The sequence below is a fragment of the Pigmentibacter sp. JX0631 genome, from assembly GCF_029873255.1.
Lineage (GTDB): Bacteria > Bdellovibrionota_B > Oligoflexia > Silvanigrellales > Silvanigrellaceae > Silvanigrella.
Map to the genome: position 1 here is coordinate 1,095,914 of NZ_CP123622.1, position 19,099 is coordinate 1,115,012.

The window sequence follows — 19,099 nt, forward strand, 5'->3', positions numbered from 1 at the left end:
GACAGCAAATAAGGGAATTCTAAATGCCAGTTAAATGTTTTCTTGCTTTCTTTTGCCTTATTTTTATGTCCGCATTTGCACAAAGCAATAAGATAACCTTACTAACTGAAGCTATGGAACCTTTTATTACAGAAAAAAATCAGTTATTAACAGGACCTTTTATAGAAGCGTTTCAAAAAATAGCTAATGATCAAAATATCGAATATGAATTTCAAAAAACTCCAATTCGAAGAGGACTGAAAGATATCGAAAAAATGCCCAATCACTGTGTATTTTCTGCTAACTATTCACCAGAAACTTCAGAAATTCTTTTGTATGTAAGTAAACTAGCTCAGTTAAAAATATGGGCTTACAGTGCAAAAAAAAGTAACATAAATTTGAAAAGTATTCAAAATTTAAAAAAATATAAAGTTGGAGTGATAGATATAGCTGAGGTGAAAGATATTTTATCATTAAATGGAGTACAATATTCTTTAATATTTAAATCAGATTCAGCTATAAAAATGTTGCTATCTAATCGATTTGATATTCTAGTTAGCGATATTAATTTAGATTTATTAAACAAAGACGATACTAAAAAAATCAAACCAAATTTAGAAATACTTACTGTTGAAAAATGGCTAATTTGCAATAACAACCTTAAACAACAATTAATAAAAAAATTGCGTGAAGCATTATCTGAAGCATTATTTTCGACTAAAACTAAGGAAATATGGCAAAAATATAATATGCTAAAGTTCTATACCACAAATCGAAACGAATTTAGTCCTTCAAAATAACACCTGTTTTAGTTTTTAAAACATTTGGCAGATCGCTTTGTTTCATTTTTTTATTCACTGCTTCAAGCGCTAAATCTATGCTTGTTGTAGCTTGTAATGAAGGAAATTGATCTACAGTTGCAAATAGTTCCTTAGATTTAAAATACTGTTTTATGCTTGGAATATTATCATAGCCAACGACTAAAACCTTCTCTTTAAAATTCATTTTTTCTATCGCTTTTATTGCTCCTATAGCCATAGTATCATTCCCACAAAGTATAGCTTTTAAATTATCTATTTCTTGCAAAAATTGAGTCGCAACTTCATACGCCTTAGCTTCTTCCCAATCTGCTGACTTAACTTGTACTACATTAACTTGAGCTTCCCGCATAGCTTCTCTAAAACCTTCACTTCTTGATTTTGCATTTACTGATGAAGAAAGACCTTCTATAATTGCAACTTTATCACCATTTTTAAGCTTTTCTTGAGCTAAAACAGCTCCAACTTCTTTTGCTCCATTAAAATTACTTGGTCCTACGAAAGGAATATTTATTTTATATTTTGCTAAAGCTCTATCATCAATTTTATTATCCATATTGACTATAATTATATTTTGATTAAGAAGTTTTAGAACAGTAGGGACTATTTTAGAAGAATCTACAGGCGCTATCACTAAAGCATCAATTTTTGCTTTAACAAGTTCATTAATTATTTTTAATTGCCCTTCATGATCAGTTTCTGTTTGAACTCCTTTAAAAATAACATCCACTTTTTCTGAATGACTTGTTTTATATAGTTCAACACCATTGCGCATTTCTTTAAAAAATTCATTGTTTAATGATTTAACAACAACTGCTATTTTGGGTTTTTTTGCATAAGATGAAAGACAAAAGAATAATACACTTAGAATATAAAAAGATTTCTTTATTTTTGCAAACATTCCTTTTAACTCCTTCTATTTTATAAATAGATTTTATTATAAAATATATTAAAAAGGTTTAAAAGAATAAAAAAGCAATGTTCTTGACAAAAAAAATAAGAACGAAGTTTAGTTAGTCCTAAACTTCGTTTGGTTATTTAGCCATTTGTTCAACTAAAGTTTTAGCAATAAATGGTGAAGTTGCTGGGTTTTGTCCAGTAATTAAGAAACCATCAGTTACAACTTTTGGTACCCAATTTTTCTCAGAGCGATGATAAATTGCACCTTTCTCTTTTAACGCTGTTTCTAGTTGGAACAATAAATGTCTTGATAAATCAAGCTCATCATCTTCAGAGTTTGAAAATCCTGTTACGTTTAAACCTTTTACCAAAGGTTCACCATTTGGTTTTTTAGCATCACGTAAGATAGCTGGAGCATGGCAAATTAACGCAACAAATCTTTCAGAATATAAAAAGTCTTGAATCATTTGAAGTGCAAAAGAATCATTTGCTAAATCCCAAAGTTGGCCATAGCCACCTGGGAAGAATGCAGCATCAAATGCACGATAATCAATATTCCGCAACACAGAAGTATTCGCTAACGCTCGCATAGCCGCTTCATCTTTAAGAAATTTATGAGTATTTTCAGTCATAAACATTTCTTCGTAACTAAATGGATCTATAGGAGCTTTTCCACCTTTTGGAGAGGCAAGAACTACTTCATGTCCAGCTTGTTTAAAAGTATAGTAAGGTGTTGCTACTTCATCAAACCAGTTACCTGTTTTTTTACCGCTTAAGCCCATATCTTCGTGAGAGGTTAAAACCATTAATATTCTCTTAGTCATGACAAAACTCCAATTACATAAAATTTATTTAAGAAGAAACAGAAACAGATCTGTTTACCATCTACAAACCGACTAGTTGGTTTGTAATATCCACAAAAAAAATTCATTTCACTAAGGAATGAATAGCTGATTGAGCCACTTCTAATAAGGCAGAATCAGAACCAACGCCTCTACCAACAATCATGGCTCCTTCTAATGCAGAAAGTAAATACAAAGCTTGCTTTTTAGAACTAATTTCGCCTTTAAATTCCAAACTTTTTGTACCTTCTTCAAACACTTTAGTTAACCATTGCTGATTAAGTTCAAAAAATTCCCCTACTGCTTTTGTTATTTCAGGAGGAAGAATATCTGCTTCAGCACCTAACATTCCACAAACACAGAGCCTTCTATTCGTCTCAAAAGTTTTACTAAAAAGCTGGATGTATCCATTTAGTTTCTCCAGCGCTGTATGATTACTACGTTCTATTTCACTTAACAGTGATGCAAAACGACTAGTGTATCTTTCAACTACCATGCTAACTAAATTTGCTTTTGTCGCAAAATGATGGTGAATACTTGGTTTCTTTAGTCCTACTTGCCGTGAGATGTCATCGTAAGAAAAACCATTGTATCCATTTTGCTGAATCAATTGTTCAGCGGCATCAATAATGCGATGTGCTATAGGAGATAAATCCTCAAGCCTTTTCATTCAAACTCCTTTGGAGAGAAAACTCTACCGACTAAAAGGTTTGTAAAGCAATTCGAATGTATTGTCAAACAAAAAAAACTAAAAATTCACTTTAAAATTAATATTATGATATTATTGATTTTTATTTAAAAAACTAGGATATTTTGTTTTGAAACTAAATTCCGCTTTCTTTTTCTTTTTAACTCATGAATAATTCATCTGTTACTGCGAATTTTTTCTAAGTTAGCAATAAAAAAGGAGTTTTTGTATGCTAAAAAAAATTGGAATCATTTTTTCTGCTTGCCTATTCACTAGCTCACTTTCCGCATCAGAATTAGAGGAAGTTAATATTTTCTGTAAATCAGAAATTAATCCTTCAGCTTCGTATTATGAAAATAAAAGCATTAAAATTTTAGGAGAAACTAAAACAATTGTTTGTAGTGGAAAAAATATTAAAATTTTCTCTATATCAAAAGATGAAAATCATTTTTTTAGAATATTAGGAAAGCTTACTGAATCATGTCAAAAAGGAATACAATATGATTTAGAAAATTCTGCTTTTTATAATATCCTTCCAGTTAATAATGCTAGTGAAATTCTTTCTAGTTTTGCCATTGAAAATACTTTTAAAAAAGATCAATTTCTTTTCTTTAGTCCTTTAGGCTGCAATTAAATTTTTTTAATTTTATATATTAAATAAATTATATAAAATATATCGTAATTTTTATGAAAATTCTTATATTTAAATTTCTATTCATACTGCTTTTTAAAAAAACTAAACATTATTTATAATTCTTTATTATTTTTCAATGCTAGATTATGAATTAAAGTCATAATGGTAAATTCATTTTTTGACTAAATGAAGGATTATAAATGACCCATATCCCGCAATTAATTATAGATTTAGCAGTTATTCTTGGTGTTGCTGCAGTAGTAACATATGTTTTTCGGAAAATTAATCAGCCAGTAGTATTAGGATACATTGTTGCTGGTATCATAGTAGGCCCATATACACATCCTTTTTTTTCAATAGTAGATGTTAATTCATTAAAAACTTTGGCTGAATTAGGTGTTATTTTTCTTATGTTTGCTTTAGGACTTGAATTTAGTTTTCGGCGTTTAGCAAAAGTCGGTATTTCAGCCGCAGGTACTGCTATCATACAAATTATATTTATGATTTCTATTGGGTTGTTAACAGCCAAACTTCTTGGTTGGTCCAATATGGATTCTATTTTTCTGGGCTGCATGGTTGCAATTTCATCGACAACGATAATTATCAAAGCTTTTGAAGAACTTGGATTAAAAAATAAAAGATTTGCTGAATTGGTTTTTGGTATATTAATTGTTGAAGATCTTGCTGCAATATTAATGTTAGTTGCACTTACAAATATTTCCATGACTGCTAGTTTTAATGGATTAGAACTTTTAATTGCTAGTGGGAAATTAGCTGTTGTAGTAGGTGCGTGGTTTTTAATTGGCATGTTTTTAGTGCCTCGATTTGTAAAAAAAGTAGGGCAACAAAAAAATAATGAAATGCTAGTTGTTGTTGCAATTGGACTTTGCCTTGGTTTGGTGGCCTTAGCGTCTTATTTTAACTATTCAGTAGCGCTTGGGGCATTTATAATGGGCTCGATTATAGCTGAAAGCCCTGAAGCAAAACATATAGAGCATTTAGTACAGCCACTAAAAGATCTTTTTGGAGCTGTCTTTTTTGTTTCTGTAGGTATGTTGCTCGATCCTAATGCTATAATTAATAATTTTTCTTCAATTTTATTAATTTCTTTTGTTATTATTTTTGGCAAACTTTCTTCTGTAACAGTGGGATCTATTATAACAGGACAAAGAATTCCAGTTGCAGTTCAATCTGGTTTTAGTCTTGCCCAAATTGGTGAGTTTTCATTTATCATAGCAACCTTAGGAACAGCTTTTAAAGTAATCGATTCTAAGCTATATCCAATAATTGTTGCAGCTTCAACTATCACAACTTTTACAACTCCTTATTTAATTAAATATTCTTTAACTTCTGCAAATAAAGTTGAAAATTTAATACCTAAAAAACTTATGCTTTACATTAATAATTATATAAATTGGTTTCAAAAATTTAGTATTGTTGAAGAAAAACAAAAAACAAATAATTTAAAAGTACTAAAATGGGTATTAAATTTAATTGTTGTAATAACAATTTATTCTTTGGTTTCTGTGTTTTTAGAGCCTCAAATAAATGCTTATATAGAGTCAGAAAAACTTGCAAATTTTTTAGCCTGGCTGACTGCATTTGTATTAGGAGCTCCTAGTACTTGGGCTATGCTAAACAGTTTCACGTGTGATACTAAAAATATCCATTCCAAAAGTTCCATGCGAGGAAAAGCAATTATTTTGTTTTTAGTAAGAATAATTACCTTGCTAATAATTGGATTTTTAAGCTTAAATTTTATTCCTTCAATTATTACATTGAGTGTCATAATTGTAATTTCTTTTATATTTCTTAAATTTTTTCGAAGACAAGTATCTGCTTACTACATCTGGTTTGAAGACAAATTTAAATCTAATTTTAATCAAGAATCTAATACCAGTAATTTAGAGCAGGTTAACTCAAGCTTAGCTCCTTGGGATGCGCATTTAATTGAAATATTAATTCCATATAATTCTTTTTTGGCAGGAAAAAAAATATTTGAAACAAACATCCGAGACAAATATGGAGTTAACATAGTTGGTTTACTTAGAAATCAAAATCTGTTTATCTCTCCTCAGCCTAATGAAATTATTTTCCCGCAAGATATTTTACTTTGTTTTGCCACAGATGAAGAAATTGAAAAATTCAAAAAAGATCTCGAAATATCTTCTAATATACAAAATAAAGCCAAAGAAATTTTAGACTATTGCTTACAAAAATTTATTATTAAAAATGACTCTATCATAAACGGAAAATTAATTAAAGATACTAATATTAGTGAAAAATTCCATTGTACTATTGTGGGAATAGAAAGAAATAATACTCGAATTAAAAGCCCTAAAGCAAATTGCGAATTATTTGAACATGATATCCTCTGGATTGTAGGAGAAAACCATATGCTTGAAAAATTAAGAGACACTATTTAATTCATATATAAATGTATAATTTCCTTGATAAATTAAAAATATATGCACAAAATTCAATCATCAACTTTGTAACTTTTTTTAGCAGCCTATTTTTAAAATATTTATTAGTAAAATTTAAAATTAAGTCTTGCTAAATTTTTAAAATTATATTTAGTTATGTTTAATATTATTTTTTATATAATAAACTATAAATAAAGAAACAGAAAGAAATATAGCAGAAAATAAAGAAGTTAGCTCTATAGATAAATATTGAATAATTTTTCCTCCAATAAAAGATCCACCAGCAATACCTATATTAAAAGCAGATATATTACAACCAGATGCAACTTCTTCTGCGCTTATTTTACATAAAGACACTATTTTCATTACTAAAAATTGGAGAATAGGAACAATTGAAAAAGAAAAGAAACCCCAGAAAAACAACAAAATTACTGTAAATAGTTTATTATGTTGTGCAAAATAGAATAAAATAATTACAACAACTAAAGCGATAATATTTAAGTACATAATCTTGTAAATATTGTATTTATCTGATAATTTTCCACCAACTAAATTACCAATAGCCACTGAAATACCATATAATACTAAAATATAAGTAATTACTGACAAATTAAATCCAGTGACTAAATTTAGAATATTTGAAATATAAGTATACGCAATAAAAGGTCCTCCAAAACTAAACACAGTTAATAAAAATGCTGCTATTAATATTTTATTTTTCAGAAATTCAAACTGCTGAGTAAATGAACTGGACTTTGGTTCTTCTAAATTTTTAGGGACATTTTTTAAAATCCCAAAAAATGAAATTATTCCAGCACAGATAATTATCACAAATGTTGTTCTAAAAGAAACATGTTCTGCAAGGAAAGTACCAAAAGGGACACCAACGACTAATGCAACCGTCAAACCACTAAACATGATAGCTATAGCGCTAGCTTGTTTCTCTTTAGGAACTAATTGAATTGCAACTTTAGTAGCTATTGCAAAAAATGTTCCATGCGCAAATCCTGTTAAAATTCTACCAATAATCAATATAAAATACGTGGGAGCAACTGCTGAAATACAATTTCCAATTGTAAATAAACCAACGATTGCAAGCATTAGATTTTTGCGTTTCCAGTTCATAGTTAATGCTGTTAAAAATGGTGCCGCGATCACGACCGCAAGAGCGTACATTGTCACGGCAAGTCCGGACTCAGGAATGGTTATTTTAAAGTATTCAGCAAGCTCTGGAAGCATTCCAATAACGACAAATTCAGTCATACCAATCGCAAATGCAGTAATAGCTAAAGGTAAAAGAGTAAAAATCATAAAAAGTATCCTTTAAATATTTGTGAGTTTTGTATCGGAATACTATTATTTAAGTTTAAGATTAATCATTCTTATTAAAAACAGCTTAAATTTTCAGATTGAGAGAATGTAAGAAGATAAAAAAAGGCTTTATTTAATGGTAATAGCTTTATTATAACTTAACAAATTGCAAATAATATTTTAATTCTTCAACAGATTCTTTAATATCATCTATTGCTCTATGTTTATGTTTTTTATCATACTTTTTATTATGAATACTTTCAAATATAATCTTAAAACTAGAGACATCAAGCATTCTATAATGAAGGACATTTGATAATACTGGCATCCACTGATCAATAAATTTTCTATCCTGTCCAATGGAATTTCCTGCTAGTATAGCTTTTTCGCTAGGGGAATATTTTTTGATAATTTCAAGAAGTTCTTTTTCAACTTCATCTTCTTTTTTTCCATTAGGAACTTTAGCAGTTAAACCACTTTTCCCATGATGCTCAGTACACCAAGCATCCATCCCTTGCAATATACTTTGATCTTGATAAACTATGGCTTCATATTCATGAACAGTATTATAATTAAGATCAGTAACTAACAAAGCTACTTCTAAAATACGCTCTTTCATATGGTCTAATCCAGACATTTCCATGTCTAACCAAAATAAATATTTCATATAATTTCTTTCGCCTTAAGAAAAATATTTAATTTTATCTTAAAGTAACTTTAATGATTCTTCCAACATTTCCAATTCTTTTTGATTATCTAAAAGTTGCTTTTTGGCGCCTTCTAAAATATGCGCAGGAGCACCTTTTACAAAATCGGCATTTCCTAACTTTTTCTCAATTCCTACTAAAGTTGCTGTTACTTTTTCAATTTTCTTTATAAGTCTCTCTTTTTCGGCTTGTCTATCAACTAAACCTTCTAAACTCACAAAAATTTCAGAACCATTTACTAAGCTAGGGGCACAAAATCCCTGTTTAGTTGTTTCAAAATGAAACTGTGCTTTAGCCAAAGCTTCCATTTGTGGGACTAAATTTCCAAATTTAGTCTTTTTATCTTGAAGATAAACTTGAAGATCTGTAGCTGGGTGAATATTAAATTTCCCCCGAATTGCACGAACAGCTACAACAACTGCTTGGACTTCACGCATATGTTTGATTGAGTGTTCATCAATTAATTCTTCTTTTGGCATAGGTAACTTTTCAAAGCCAATAGTTTTACTCTTCTTATCTGGATTTAATTGTTGCCATATTTCTTCAGTAACAAATGGCATAACTGGGTGCATTAGGCGAAGAATTCCATCGAAAAGTTGGAAGGCTAGAGTTAGTGTTTCTTTAGCTAATTTAATATTTGTTTCGTCAGATAATCTTGGTTTTAATAATTCAACAAACCAATCACAGTAAGTCATCCAAATAAATTCATACATTGAACTTGTATATTGAGAAAATTCAAATTTTTCGATAGCTTGATGAACATTTCCAATTAAATCGAAAAACTCACTAGTAATCCATCCCATAATAGTATCGTTTGATCGATTTTGTAATTGATCAAAAGTTATGTTTTCTGGATTAAGTTTAAATTTTTCAGCATTCATTGTTAAGAAACGAGCTGCATTCCAAATCTTATTTGCAAAGTTTTTCCCTAAATCACAGCAATCATCACTCCAAAAAATATCTTGGCCTGTTACTATCTGATTTACTAAGGAAAAACGCATTGCATCAGTACCATATTTGCGCATAACCGCAGAAACATCTGGTGAGTTTCCGAGCGATTTACTCATTTTCCGGCCACGCGAATCGCGAACTATTGGTGTAAAGTAACAAGCTTTGAAAGGAGTTTCCCCAGTAAAATACTCTCCAGCCATTACCATTCGCGCAATCCAAAAGAAAATAATATCTGCCCCCGTGACAATAACATCAGTAGGATAGAAATATTCTAAATCTAATTTTTCTTCTTCAGAAGGATTTGCCCAATTATGCACGCCAAATGGCCACAACCAAGAACTGGCCCATGTATCCAAGGCATCGGGATCTTGTGTTAACGCAGTATGACCGCACTTGTTACACTTTAAAGGAGCTTTTTCTTCACAATGGATGTGTTGACATTGATTACAAGTATACATCGGTAGGCGATGTCCCCACCACAATTGACGAGATATACACCAATCTTGAATATTAGTGAGCCAATATTCCCAAGTTTTTTCTTGATGAGCAGGAATTAATTTTAATCTTCCTGAACGAGTTGCATCTAGAGTTAATTCAGCTAGTTTTTCCATTTTAATATACCATTGCTCACTTAAATAGTATTCAATTGGTACATTACCGCGCTCAGATATTCCAACAACTAATTTATGTGGTAGTATTTTTTCAACAAAACCTTTTGCTTCAAGTTCTGCAATTAATTTTTTTCGTGCTACGAATCTATCCAAACCTTGATATTCCTGAGGAACATTTTCGTTTAATCTTGCATCTGGATGGAAAATATTTAGCAGACCTAATTTATGCCTTTTCCCTACTTCAAAGTCATTCATATCATGGGCTGGGGTAATTTTAACAATTCCCGTTCCGAATTCTTTTTCCACAAAATGATCAGCTACAATCGGTATTTTTCTATTTGTAAGAGGTAAAATTACATTTTTCCCTATCAGATGCATATATCGTTCATCACTTGGATGAACAGCAACAGCTAAGTCCCCAAACATTGTTTCTGGGCGAGTCGTAGCAACAATAACATGCTCATTATTTGAATTTTCAATTGAGTATCTAATGTACCAAAGAGAACCATTTTTTTCTTCAAAATTTACTTCTTCATCAGAAATAACAGATTGGCTCACGGGGCACCAATTCACTAGACGATGACTTTTATAAATAAGGCCATCTTTGTAGAGCTTAACAATAGCCTTTGTCACTGCAGCGGAATATTTTTCATCCATAGTAAAAGTGTTTCTAGACCAATCGCAGCTAATTCCTAATGTTTTAAGATTTTCTTCAATTCTATTGCCATAGTTTTTTTTCCATTCCCAAGCATGTTCTAAGAATTTTTCTCGTCCTAAATCCCGTTTAGAAATGCCTTGATCAGCTAGCATTTTTGTTACTTTAGCTTCGGTTGCGATGCTCGCATGATCTGTTCCAGGAATCCAACAAGCCTCAAGCCCAAGAGCCCTATGCCAACGAATTAGAATATCTTGCAGAGTGAACATCATATGCCCCATTGTGAGATCACCCGTGACATTTGGGGGGGGCATGACTATGGTGTAAGGTTTCTTCTCTGGATTTCTTTTTGCACTATAAAACTGATTTTTATTCCAGAAATTACGCAATTTATCTTCAGTTTGCGCTGGTTCGAAGGCTTTGCTAAAAGCTTCAAATTTAGTCACGGGTAGCTCCTTTAGTTAAAATACACCCATTTTTATTACCACTGAAACAATCTAGGGACAACCTGGAAAATTAATTCCAAAAAGATAGAATATTAATGAAAAAAGTAATTTTAATTTCACTAAATATGAGGGCAAAATGATTAAAGTATTTAAAATCATAGGTATACTTTCATTCTGTGCAATACAGATTACTGCAATGGGACAAGAGCTCGAGAAATTAATTTTTATCCGACATGGTGAAAAACTGAAAAATTCTTCACTAGGCCAACTAAACTGCCAAGGATTGAATAGATCGCTAAAACTTCCGAATGTTTTAATAAATAAATTTGGAAAACCTGATTTTATATTTGCGCCAAATCCAAGCATAGAAATTGGTAAAGATGATGTTAAGCATTCATATGTTCGACCATTAGCAACTATTGAACCAACTGCAATAAAACTTGAAATGCCTATCAATACCCAAATAGGGTATAATGAAGTTAGCAAACTTGTAGAGGAGTTGCTTAAAACTAATTACAAAAAAAACACTATATTTATATCATGGGAACACAAAAAAATAGTAGATATAGTAACTGACATATATTTAAAAGATACAAAAAATAAAAAAGAAGAAATTCCAAAATGGCCCGATGACGATTTTGATTCTATTTACATTTTATCAATATCGGAACAAAACAATAGCTATCAAATAAAATTTAAAAAAGATAGTCAACAACTTAATAATTTAAGCCAACAATGCCCTTAATAATTATTTAATCCATTTCTCAACTACTACTGGTTTCCAATTTATCATAAGAGAAAATAATTTTTCTATGTTACTTTCACAGATTAATAATTTTTCATTTTCTTTTTTTATAAATTCTTCACAAACAGCATGACTAATAAATTTAATTAAATAGTCGTAAAATCCATCAACATTTAGAACAGCACATGGTTTCTGATGGTATAGTAATTGAGCCCAAGTAACTATTTCTAGTAATTCTTCAAACGTTCCAAATCCTCCTGGCAAAGCTATAAAACCGTCGGCTAATTTTGCCATTAATGCTTTACGCTCATGCATTGATTGGACAATATGAAGTTCAGATAAATTTTTATGCGCTATTTCTTTTTTGACTAAATATTCAGGCATCACTCCTATTACTTTTCCACCATTTTGTAATACAGAATTGGCAATAGAACCCATTAAACCGACATTTCCACCGCCATAAATTAAGGTAATGTTATTACTAGCCAAATACTTTCCTAAGGCTACGGCTGTTTTAGTATATATACTTTTCGCTCCATCATTAGAACCACAAAATACACAAATATTTTTCATTACGAGCCTTTATCAAAGTAAAGAAGGTATTAAAAGAAAGAAAAAGAAGATTGCTAATGCAATTCATTTTAAGATATAAAATTATTGGTAGAGTTTTGCAAACTTCTTTCATAAGATTTTAATATCAAAACCCCAAAATCCCCATCCTAATCAAAGGATATTATTAATGAAAATAGTTATTAAAGTTGGTACACAAGCTATTTTAGATAAAGACGGAACCGTCTTAGAAGCGACTATGCATAATTTAGTACAACAAATTGCAAAGTTACAGCAAGATGGAATACAAGTTATTTTAGTGAGTTCTGGAGCAGTGGGTTCAGGAAGAAAAGTTGCAAAAGATATCCTTGAAAAAGAGTATGGTTCAACTACTGCTGAAAAACAGTTACTTGCGAGTTTAGGACAACATGAATTGCTGCATACTTATTCAGTAATGTTTAAAAAATATGCTATATTAGCAGCACAAATCCTATTAACTAAACAAGAATTTAATACCCGCCAACACTATTTAAATATTTCAAGACTTTTAAAAGAAATTACTCAACAAAAAAACATTGTTCCAATTATTAATGAAAATGATAGTGTGGCAATTGAAGAACTTATGTTTACAGATAATGATGAATTATCCGGATTAATTGCCTCCCAATTTAATGCTGATAAACTCATTATTTTAACTAGCGTTAAAGGAGTCTACAATGGGAATCCTGATGATCCTTCTTCACAATTAATATCCGTTATTGATCCTGCAAACAAAGGGTGGCCTGAAGTTTCTACTACTAAATCTAAACATGGTAGAGGCGGGATGATTACTAAATTAGGAATAGCAAAACGGATGTCGGATCTCGGTATCACAACTCATATTTGTAGTATTCAAGAAGATCAGGCTATTTTAAATGTACTAAGCAACAAACAAGTAGGAACAACTATTTTACCTACTAAAAAGAAATCAAATTTAAAAAGATGGATCGCATTTAATACACCGGTTTCTTCTGGAGTCATCTATATAAATGATTGTTTATTTAAAATAATTCAAGATAACCAAAGAATTTTGAGTATTCTTCCTGTTGGAATAGAAAAAGTAACTGGCGAATTTAAAAAAGGTGATTTAATCGAAATTTGTAATTCACTAGGAAAAAAAATAGGCGTAGGTATTGCTAAATACCATTCTGAAAAGTTAAAAGAGTTTATTGGACAAAAAGGAAAACCAGAAATTGTTCATTACGATCAACTTCATTTTAATGTGAGTCAATTTTATGAGTAATTTAAATCAAATTTTTACCGACATGAAAAATTTGGCAAAAAATTTTTCATTAGATGAAAAAAAAATTAATGATATTTTATTAGATATTTCAAATAAATTAATCAATAATAAAGATTTAATTATTACTGAAAACAAAAAAGATCTTGCAAATTTAGACTCACAGAATCCCATGTATGATCGCTTATTACTAAATGAAAAAAGAATTTACGCTCTTGCAAATGACTTAATAAATATTGGAAATTTATCTTCCCCTTTAAAAAAAATACTTGAAGAAAAAACTCTTAAAAATGGTCTTTTACTGCAAAAAGTTACAGTACCAATGGGAGTAGTGAGTGTTATCTTTGAATCTAGACCAAATGTCACTTTAGATGTCTTTTCTTTATGTTTGAAATCAGGGAACTTATGTATTTTAAAAGGTGGAAAAGAAGCTTATCACTCAAATAAAGTTTTAGTAGATATTATTAAAAAATCACTAGAAGAGCTGAAAGTAAATTCTAATATAATTTTTCTATTACCTAATGAAAGAACTGCTGCAGAAGAACTATTTAATGCTACAGGTTTAATCGATGTCTGTATTCCGCGAGGAGGAAAAGGACTAATTGACTATGTTAGAAAAAATTGCAGAATTCCAGTAATAGAAACTGGTGCTGGTATAGTTCACACTTATTTTGATGAAAGCGGAGATCTTTCTAAGGGAACAAATATTATTGATAATGGAAAAACAAGAAGAGTAAGTGTATGTAATGCTCTAGATACATTATTAATTCATAAAAATAGATTGAGTGATTTATTTAATTTGATCGCTCCATTAGCCAACAAAAATGTTACCATATTTGCTGATGAAAAAAGTTATGCATTTTTAACTAACAAATATCCTTCCGAATTATTGAATATAGCAAATGAAGAACATTATGGAATTGAATTTTTAGATTTTAAAATGTCTATAAAAACTGTAGATTCATTGGATAGTGCAATTGCGCATATTCACAAATATACCTCAGGTCATAGTGAAGCTATTATTGCTGAAAACTCTGCGGTAACTGAAGAATTTCTACAAAAGGTTGATGCTGCTGTTGTATATGCAAATGTGCCTACATCTTTTACTGATGGTGGTCAATTTGAAATGGGAGCGGAAATTGGGATAAGTACCCAAAAACTTCATGCACGAGGACCAATGGCTCTCAATGAACTCACAAGTTATAAATGGCTAGTGAGAGGCAATGGTCAAATAAGAACATCTTAATTATAAAGAAAGAATTATATAACTTCTAAATTTCTTTCTTTATTTTACCAAAGAGCTATTCTTTCATTTTCAGATAAAACCATAGGATCTGTTTTTTTACAGGAAAAAGACTGTTCAAATTCTTCAGATAATTTAGCCTGATTATTAACTCTTAATTCAATTGGAGAATGAGGATCTATTTTTAATAAATACTCTTTTTCTTTTGGCTGCATCACTCCACACCATGCCCGACCAAATTGAATAAAAAATTGTTTCTGATGTTCTTTATCTGAATTACTACTTTCAGGGAAAGCCGTATGAAATGCATTTTTAACACCAACAAAATCAGCTATATTTTCTCCCAATGTAAGCTTTCCATCAACACCATCTTTTGCAAAGAGTTTCACAAGTTTTTCTGTTTTTTGACGAAATTTTTCAAGATCATGTTTATCCATCCAAGGATTTACTTTTCCAGTTTCGTCATATTTAGATCCTTGATCATCTATAGAGTGGCCGATTTCATGAGCAACAACCATTCCCATAGAACCTAAATTAACGTAATCTGGTTTAGATGAATCAAAAAATGGTGGTTGTAAAATTCCAATAGGCATAACAAACTGATTTGCAGTAGGCATATAGTAAGCATTGACAGTTAAAGGTGACATTTTCCATTCATTTTTATTAACTGGTAACGTAATATCATCTAATGTTTTTTGAAATTCGCTTTGGGTTAATAATTTCTGATTGTTTATAAATTTTATTGGCGATAGATCAATTTCACGTTCAAAATCCCAATCAATTAGTTTTTTTGGTTTTACTAATTGAAAATGAATTGTTTTAATTTTTTCTTCTGCAATAGTTTTTGCTGATTTTGACAACCAATTATTTTTTTGAATATTTTTTAAAGTGGTATTTTGAATATTTTTAACAAGCTTTTCTACACGCTCTTCAGGAAATTCTTTATAGAAAGTTTGAATAACATTGAAATCTAGAATTCTATCCATTGCATTTACCGTTTCCTTAACACACTCTTTATCTAAGGGCTCATCTATTTCTGAAGAGCCAAAAAATTCATTATTAAATTTTTTAACAGCTTTATAAAAATCTGGTTGTGAATATCTGAAATCTTTAAAACTTAAATAATTCCATAAATAAAGAAATTGTAAATCTTCTAATGAGGCTGTTTTTAATTGTTTGTTAAGTTCTGCAAGAATGTTTCCATAGATAGCATTTATTTTTACAGATTTAGGAATTTTATTAAGCATTACTTCAAAATATAATTCAGGGTAATCTTTAATTAATTTTTCTCTAGACACAGTATTATCTTTTGAAAAAAATTCTCGCATTTCTGCTCTAGTTGGATAAATTTTAGCCATTGATTTATCAAAATTTACAATAAATTTAGCTTTACCTTCCATTTTATTCAAATTGATAGTTTTTGCAAAATTTTGTATTACTTTTTCATATTCTTGCATCAATTTAGCATCAGAATAATATTCTTTTGCACCAAACGGTAAGGCATAATAAAACATTACATCTTTCTGTTTTGAATTTGATCGATTTACAAATTCAAAAATATGCATAAAATTAAAATTGCCAGATATGGAATTCTCAGCAAATTTCTTTAATAATTGTTTTTTATCTTTAATTGAAAAGATTTTTTTTATTTCTGCTAAATATTCTTTTTCTTCATTTAATCTTTCTTTAGTATTCATACAAGAATTGTAGAAATTATGAATCATTTTTTGTTGTTTTGTTAATTCACTTAGTGTGCTTAAATTATTAATATATTGTAATCTTTGATTTTTAATTCTTTCAGCGGAATCATTGAAGCTGTAGATATATCTACTTTTACTTTCAGGTAATTTAAAGTTGGTATTTTCTACTTCACAAACATAAGAATAAAAATCATTACAAGGATTTACACTAGAATTTAATTTGAACTCACGACTTGCCGGAACTTGAAATTCATCGTCTGGTATCGTTTTTATTTTATTTTCATTTGCTAACAAAGGAGAGCTAGAAAATAATGAAAGGACAAGGGAAAGAGTCATTTTTTTAGATAACTGCATTTGTAAACCTTTTTGCTAGTAAAACATTTTTCCAAGAAACATAGTGTTACTAACAAAAAAGTAGATAAAAAACAAATATTAAATTATTCCAATATCTTCTATAGCTATAAAGGACCTATATAAAATAAAATTTTTTTCTTACCAAAGTGTTACCCTTTCAGAATCAGGAAGAGTCATATTTTCTCCTTTTTTACACATAAATGTATCTTCAAATTGTTTTGACAGTTTCATTTGTCCATTAACACGCAAATCAATAGGCGAGTGAGGATCAGTTTTAATCATGAATTCTCTGTATTTTGGCTGAATAACACCGCACCAAGTCTTAGCATATTGAATAAAAAATTCTTTTTGTTCTTGTTTTGTTGAAGAACTTCCATTAAAAAAAGCTGATTGATAAGAATTTTGAAGTCCAACAAAATCAGCAATATTTTCTCCTAATGTTAACTTTCCATCAATTCCTTCATGATCAAAAAGTGTAACTATTTTCTGAGTTTTTAATTTAAAATTATCTAGATCACTATTTGACATCCAAGGACTTAAACGCCCTTTTTCATCATAATTAGACCCTTGATCATCGATAGAATGACCAATTTCATGAGCAACAACCATACCTACTGAGCCCATATTTATAGTATCAGATTTTGATTCATCAAAAAATGGTGGTTGTAATATACCCATTGGCATAACAAACTGGTTTGAAGTTGGATTATAATACGCATTTACTGTTAATGGAGACATATCCCAGCGCAAATCATTAACTGGTTTTAAAATATTTAATAGTAATTTATTAAAATCATTTTCTCTAATAATTTGCTTGTTTTTTTGAAATTGATCTGGATATAAAGACAAAACATCTTTAATATCCCAATCTTTTAGATTTTCAGGTTTTACCACTTGAAATCTAATTTTCTCAATTTTTAAAATTGCTTTTTCTTTGGCTGTAGGGGATAGCCAATTATTATTTTTTATATTATTTAGTGTTGTATGTTGAACTTTTTCAACAATATTTTTTATTCTGTCTGTTGGAAAATTACTGTAGTACTGTTTTACTACTTCATAATCTAAATTTCTTTCCATTGCAGATACGGTTTCTTGAACACATTGTTTTTCGATTGATTCGTCAATCTTAGATATTCCATTATATTTTAGTTTAAATTCTCTATATTTTCCATAATAATTTGGATGAGAATATTTTACTATTATATTATTTGAAAGTGTATTCCACAAAAGTAAAGCTTGTAATTCTTCTAAACTTGCTTTTTGTAACATTGAATTCATTTGACTGTATGATGCAGTTAAAATTAAATTTAAATTAACGTCTGCTGGAATTTTTTGCAGTATTTTATTAAAATTTAATGCTGGGTACTTAAAGAGAAGAAACTTACGTTGAACTGTGTTGTCTTTTGTTTCAAGTTCACGCATTTCTGATTTTGTAGGATACTGACTTGCAATAGCTTTTTCAAAACGCAAGATAAAGTCAGCTTTTGCTTCAGAATTAGTAATATTTAATTCATCAAAAAGAAAAGATATTAAAATTTTGTAATCATTTGTCATGTCATTATTATTGTAATACTCTTTTACTTTAAGAGGCAAATTATATGTAAAAATAATATCTTTTATCTTAGGATTGCTTATATTATCCATTTCTTCTATATTTACTAACGAAGAATTACCTTTTAAAGTATCTTCTGTAAATTTACTTAAAACTGCCTGCCTGTTCATACTAAATATTTCTTGAATAGCTACATTTAGTAAATTAATTTCTTCAGCTTTTCTTGCATCAATATTTGTGCATGAATTGTAAAAGTTTTTTATCATTTTAACCTTATTAGGTAATTCATTATTTACTAATATAGAATTAATGTAACTTAATCTTTTTTTAGTAATTTTCTCAGCTGAATCATTAAAGCTAAAAACGTATCTACTTTTACTTTGAGGAAGTTTAAATTGAGACATTTCATTAGAACAAACAAATTTATAAAAATTGTTGCATGGTAAAATGGATTCGTTTAATTTAAAATCTCTTTTTTCTGGAACTGTAAATTGAGCATCAGGAATTGTTGGATAGTCCTGAGCAAAAATATTAATCGGTAAAAAAAATGGGATAATAAAAATACTCTTAGACATATTAAGTTTTTTTAATTGCATAGAATTACCTTTTCTTAAATTAATTTTGAAAGTAAATTTTCTTCTAATTTTTTTTGAAAGTCAAATATTTTGATTACCTTTAATATTTATTTACAATAAAAATAGTTATTAAT

15 protein-coding genes are annotated in these 19,099 nt (G+C 29.4%); 6 read left to right on the plus strand and 9 right to left on the minus strand.

The window, feature by feature from the left end; genetic code table 11:
* Nucleotides 1–23: 23 nt before the first annotated feature.
* Nucleotides 24–779 (plus strand): transporter substrate-binding domain-containing protein, encoded by a 756-nt coding sequence (locus QEJ31_RS04705; protein WP_280592624.1) that lies wholly within the window; start codon nucleotides 24–26, stop codon nucleotides 777–779.
* Here QEJ31_RS04705 and QEJ31_RS04710 read toward each other — a convergent pair.
* The 3 genes from QEJ31_RS04710 to QEJ31_RS04720 form a co-directional block, all read right to left on the minus strand.
* Nucleotides 763–1,698: a substrate-binding domain-containing protein gene (locus QEJ31_RS04710; protein WP_280592625.1), complete on the minus strand. Its 936-nt coding sequence runs from the start codon at nucleotides 1,696–1,698 to the stop codon at nucleotides 763–765. The two genes, QEJ31_RS04705 and QEJ31_RS04710, sit on opposite strands and share 17 nt — an antisense overlap.
* Nucleotides 1,699–1,831: 133 nt before the next feature.
* Nucleotides 1,832–2,521 carry a type 1 glutamine amidotransferase domain-containing protein gene (locus QEJ31_RS04715; protein WP_280592626.1) on the minus strand — a complete coding sequence of 230 codons (690 nt, stop codon included), beginning with the start codon at nucleotides 2,519–2,521 and terminating at the stop codon, nucleotides 1,832–1,834.
* 103 nt (nucleotides 2,522–2,624) lie between these two features.
* Nucleotides 2,625–3,209 carry a TetR/AcrR family transcriptional regulator gene (locus QEJ31_RS04720; RefSeq protein WP_280592627.1) on the minus strand — a complete coding sequence of 195 codons (585 nt, stop codon included), beginning with the start codon at nucleotides 3,207–3,209 and terminating at the stop codon, nucleotides 2,625–2,627.
* Nucleotides 3,210–3,456: 247 nt separating this feature from the next.
* Here QEJ31_RS04720 and QEJ31_RS04725 point away from each other — a divergent pair, with 247 nt between their 5' ends.
* Both QEJ31_RS04725 and QEJ31_RS04730 read left to right on the plus strand, forming a co-directional pair.
* Complete coding sequence (locus QEJ31_RS04725) at nucleotides 3,457–3,861, plus strand: hypothetical protein (protein WP_280592628.1); 405 nt, start codon at nucleotides 3,457–3,459, stop codon at nucleotides 3,859–3,861.
* Nucleotides 3,862–4,061: 200 nt separating this feature from the next.
* Nucleotides 4,062–6,287: a cation:proton antiporter gene (locus tag QEJ31_RS04730; protein ID WP_280592629.1), complete on the plus strand. Its 2,226-nt coding sequence runs from the start codon at nucleotides 4,062–4,064 to the stop codon at nucleotides 6,285–6,287.
* Between the two features lie 150 nt (nucleotides 6,288–6,437).
* Here QEJ31_RS04730 and QEJ31_RS04735 read toward each other — a convergent pair whose 3' ends face one another.
* The 3 genes from QEJ31_RS04735 to QEJ31_RS04745 form a co-directional block, all read right to left on the minus strand.
* Entirely contained in the window at nucleotides 6,438–7,598 is a 1,161-nt protein-coding gene (locus QEJ31_RS04735) for an MFS transporter (protein ID WP_280592630.1), read from the minus strand.
* Nucleotides 7,599–7,749: 151 nt separating this feature from the next.
* Nucleotides 7,750–8,265 carry an oligoribonuclease gene (gene orn / locus QEJ31_RS04740; protein WP_280592631.1) on the minus strand — a complete coding sequence of 172 codons (516 nt, stop codon included), beginning with the start codon at nucleotides 8,263–8,265 and terminating at the stop codon, nucleotides 7,750–7,752.
* Nucleotides 8,266–8,304: 39 nt separating this feature from the next.
* A complete protein-coding gene (locus tag QEJ31_RS04745; protein ID WP_280592632.1) occupies nucleotides 8,305–10,968 on the minus strand; it encodes a valine--tRNA ligase in 2,664 nt (887 codons plus the stop codon).
* Between the two features lie 136 nt (nucleotides 10,969–11,104).
* Between QEJ31_RS04745 and QEJ31_RS04750 the strand changes: the two genes are divergently transcribed.
* The gene (locus QEJ31_RS04750) at nucleotides 11,105–11,713 is read left to right on the plus strand and encodes a hypothetical protein (protein WP_280592633.1); all 609 of its coding nucleotides are present in this window, start codon (nucleotides 11,105–11,107) and stop codon (nucleotides 11,711–11,713) included.
* Nucleotides 11,714–11,716: 3 nt separating this feature from the next.
* Here the strand turns inward: QEJ31_RS04750 and QEJ31_RS04755 are convergent, their stop codons facing one another.
* The gene (locus tag QEJ31_RS04755) at nucleotides 11,717–12,286 is read right to left on the minus strand and encodes a TIGR00730 family Rossman fold protein (RefSeq protein WP_280592634.1); all 570 of its coding nucleotides are present in this window, start codon (nucleotides 12,284–12,286) and stop codon (nucleotides 11,717–11,719) included.
* 166 nt (nucleotides 12,287–12,452) lie between these two features.
* On the opposite strand from QEJ31_RS04755, the gene proB reads away from it, so the two are divergent.
* Both proB and QEJ31_RS04765 read left to right on the plus strand, forming a co-directional pair.
* The gene (gene proB, locus QEJ31_RS04760) at nucleotides 12,453–13,544 is read left to right on the plus strand and encodes a glutamate 5-kinase (protein ID WP_280592635.1); all 1,092 of its coding nucleotides are present in this window, start codon (nucleotides 12,453–12,455) and stop codon (nucleotides 13,542–13,544) included.
* Nucleotides 13,537–14,787 carry a glutamate-5-semialdehyde dehydrogenase gene (locus QEJ31_RS04765; protein ID WP_280592636.1) on the plus strand — a complete coding sequence of 417 codons (1,251 nt, stop codon included), beginning with the start codon at nucleotides 13,537–13,539 and terminating at the stop codon, nucleotides 14,785–14,787. Before proB ends, QEJ31_RS04765 begins: the two co-directional genes overlap by 8 nt.
* 44 nt (nucleotides 14,788–14,831) lie before the next feature.
* Here the strand turns inward: QEJ31_RS04765 and QEJ31_RS04770 are convergent, their stop codons facing one another.
* Nucleotides 14,832–16,838: a M13 family metallopeptidase gene (locus tag QEJ31_RS04770; protein WP_280592637.1), complete on the minus strand. Its 2,007-nt coding sequence runs from the start codon at nucleotides 16,836–16,838 to the stop codon at nucleotides 14,832–14,834.
* 138 nt (nucleotides 16,839–16,976) lie between these two features.
* Nucleotides 16,977–18,986, minus strand: coding sequence for a M13 family metallopeptidase (locus QEJ31_RS04775; protein WP_280592638.1), 2,010 nt, complete (start codon nucleotides 18,984–18,986; stop codon nucleotides 16,977–16,979).
* Between the last annotated feature and the right edge of the window lie 113 nt (nucleotides 18,987–19,099).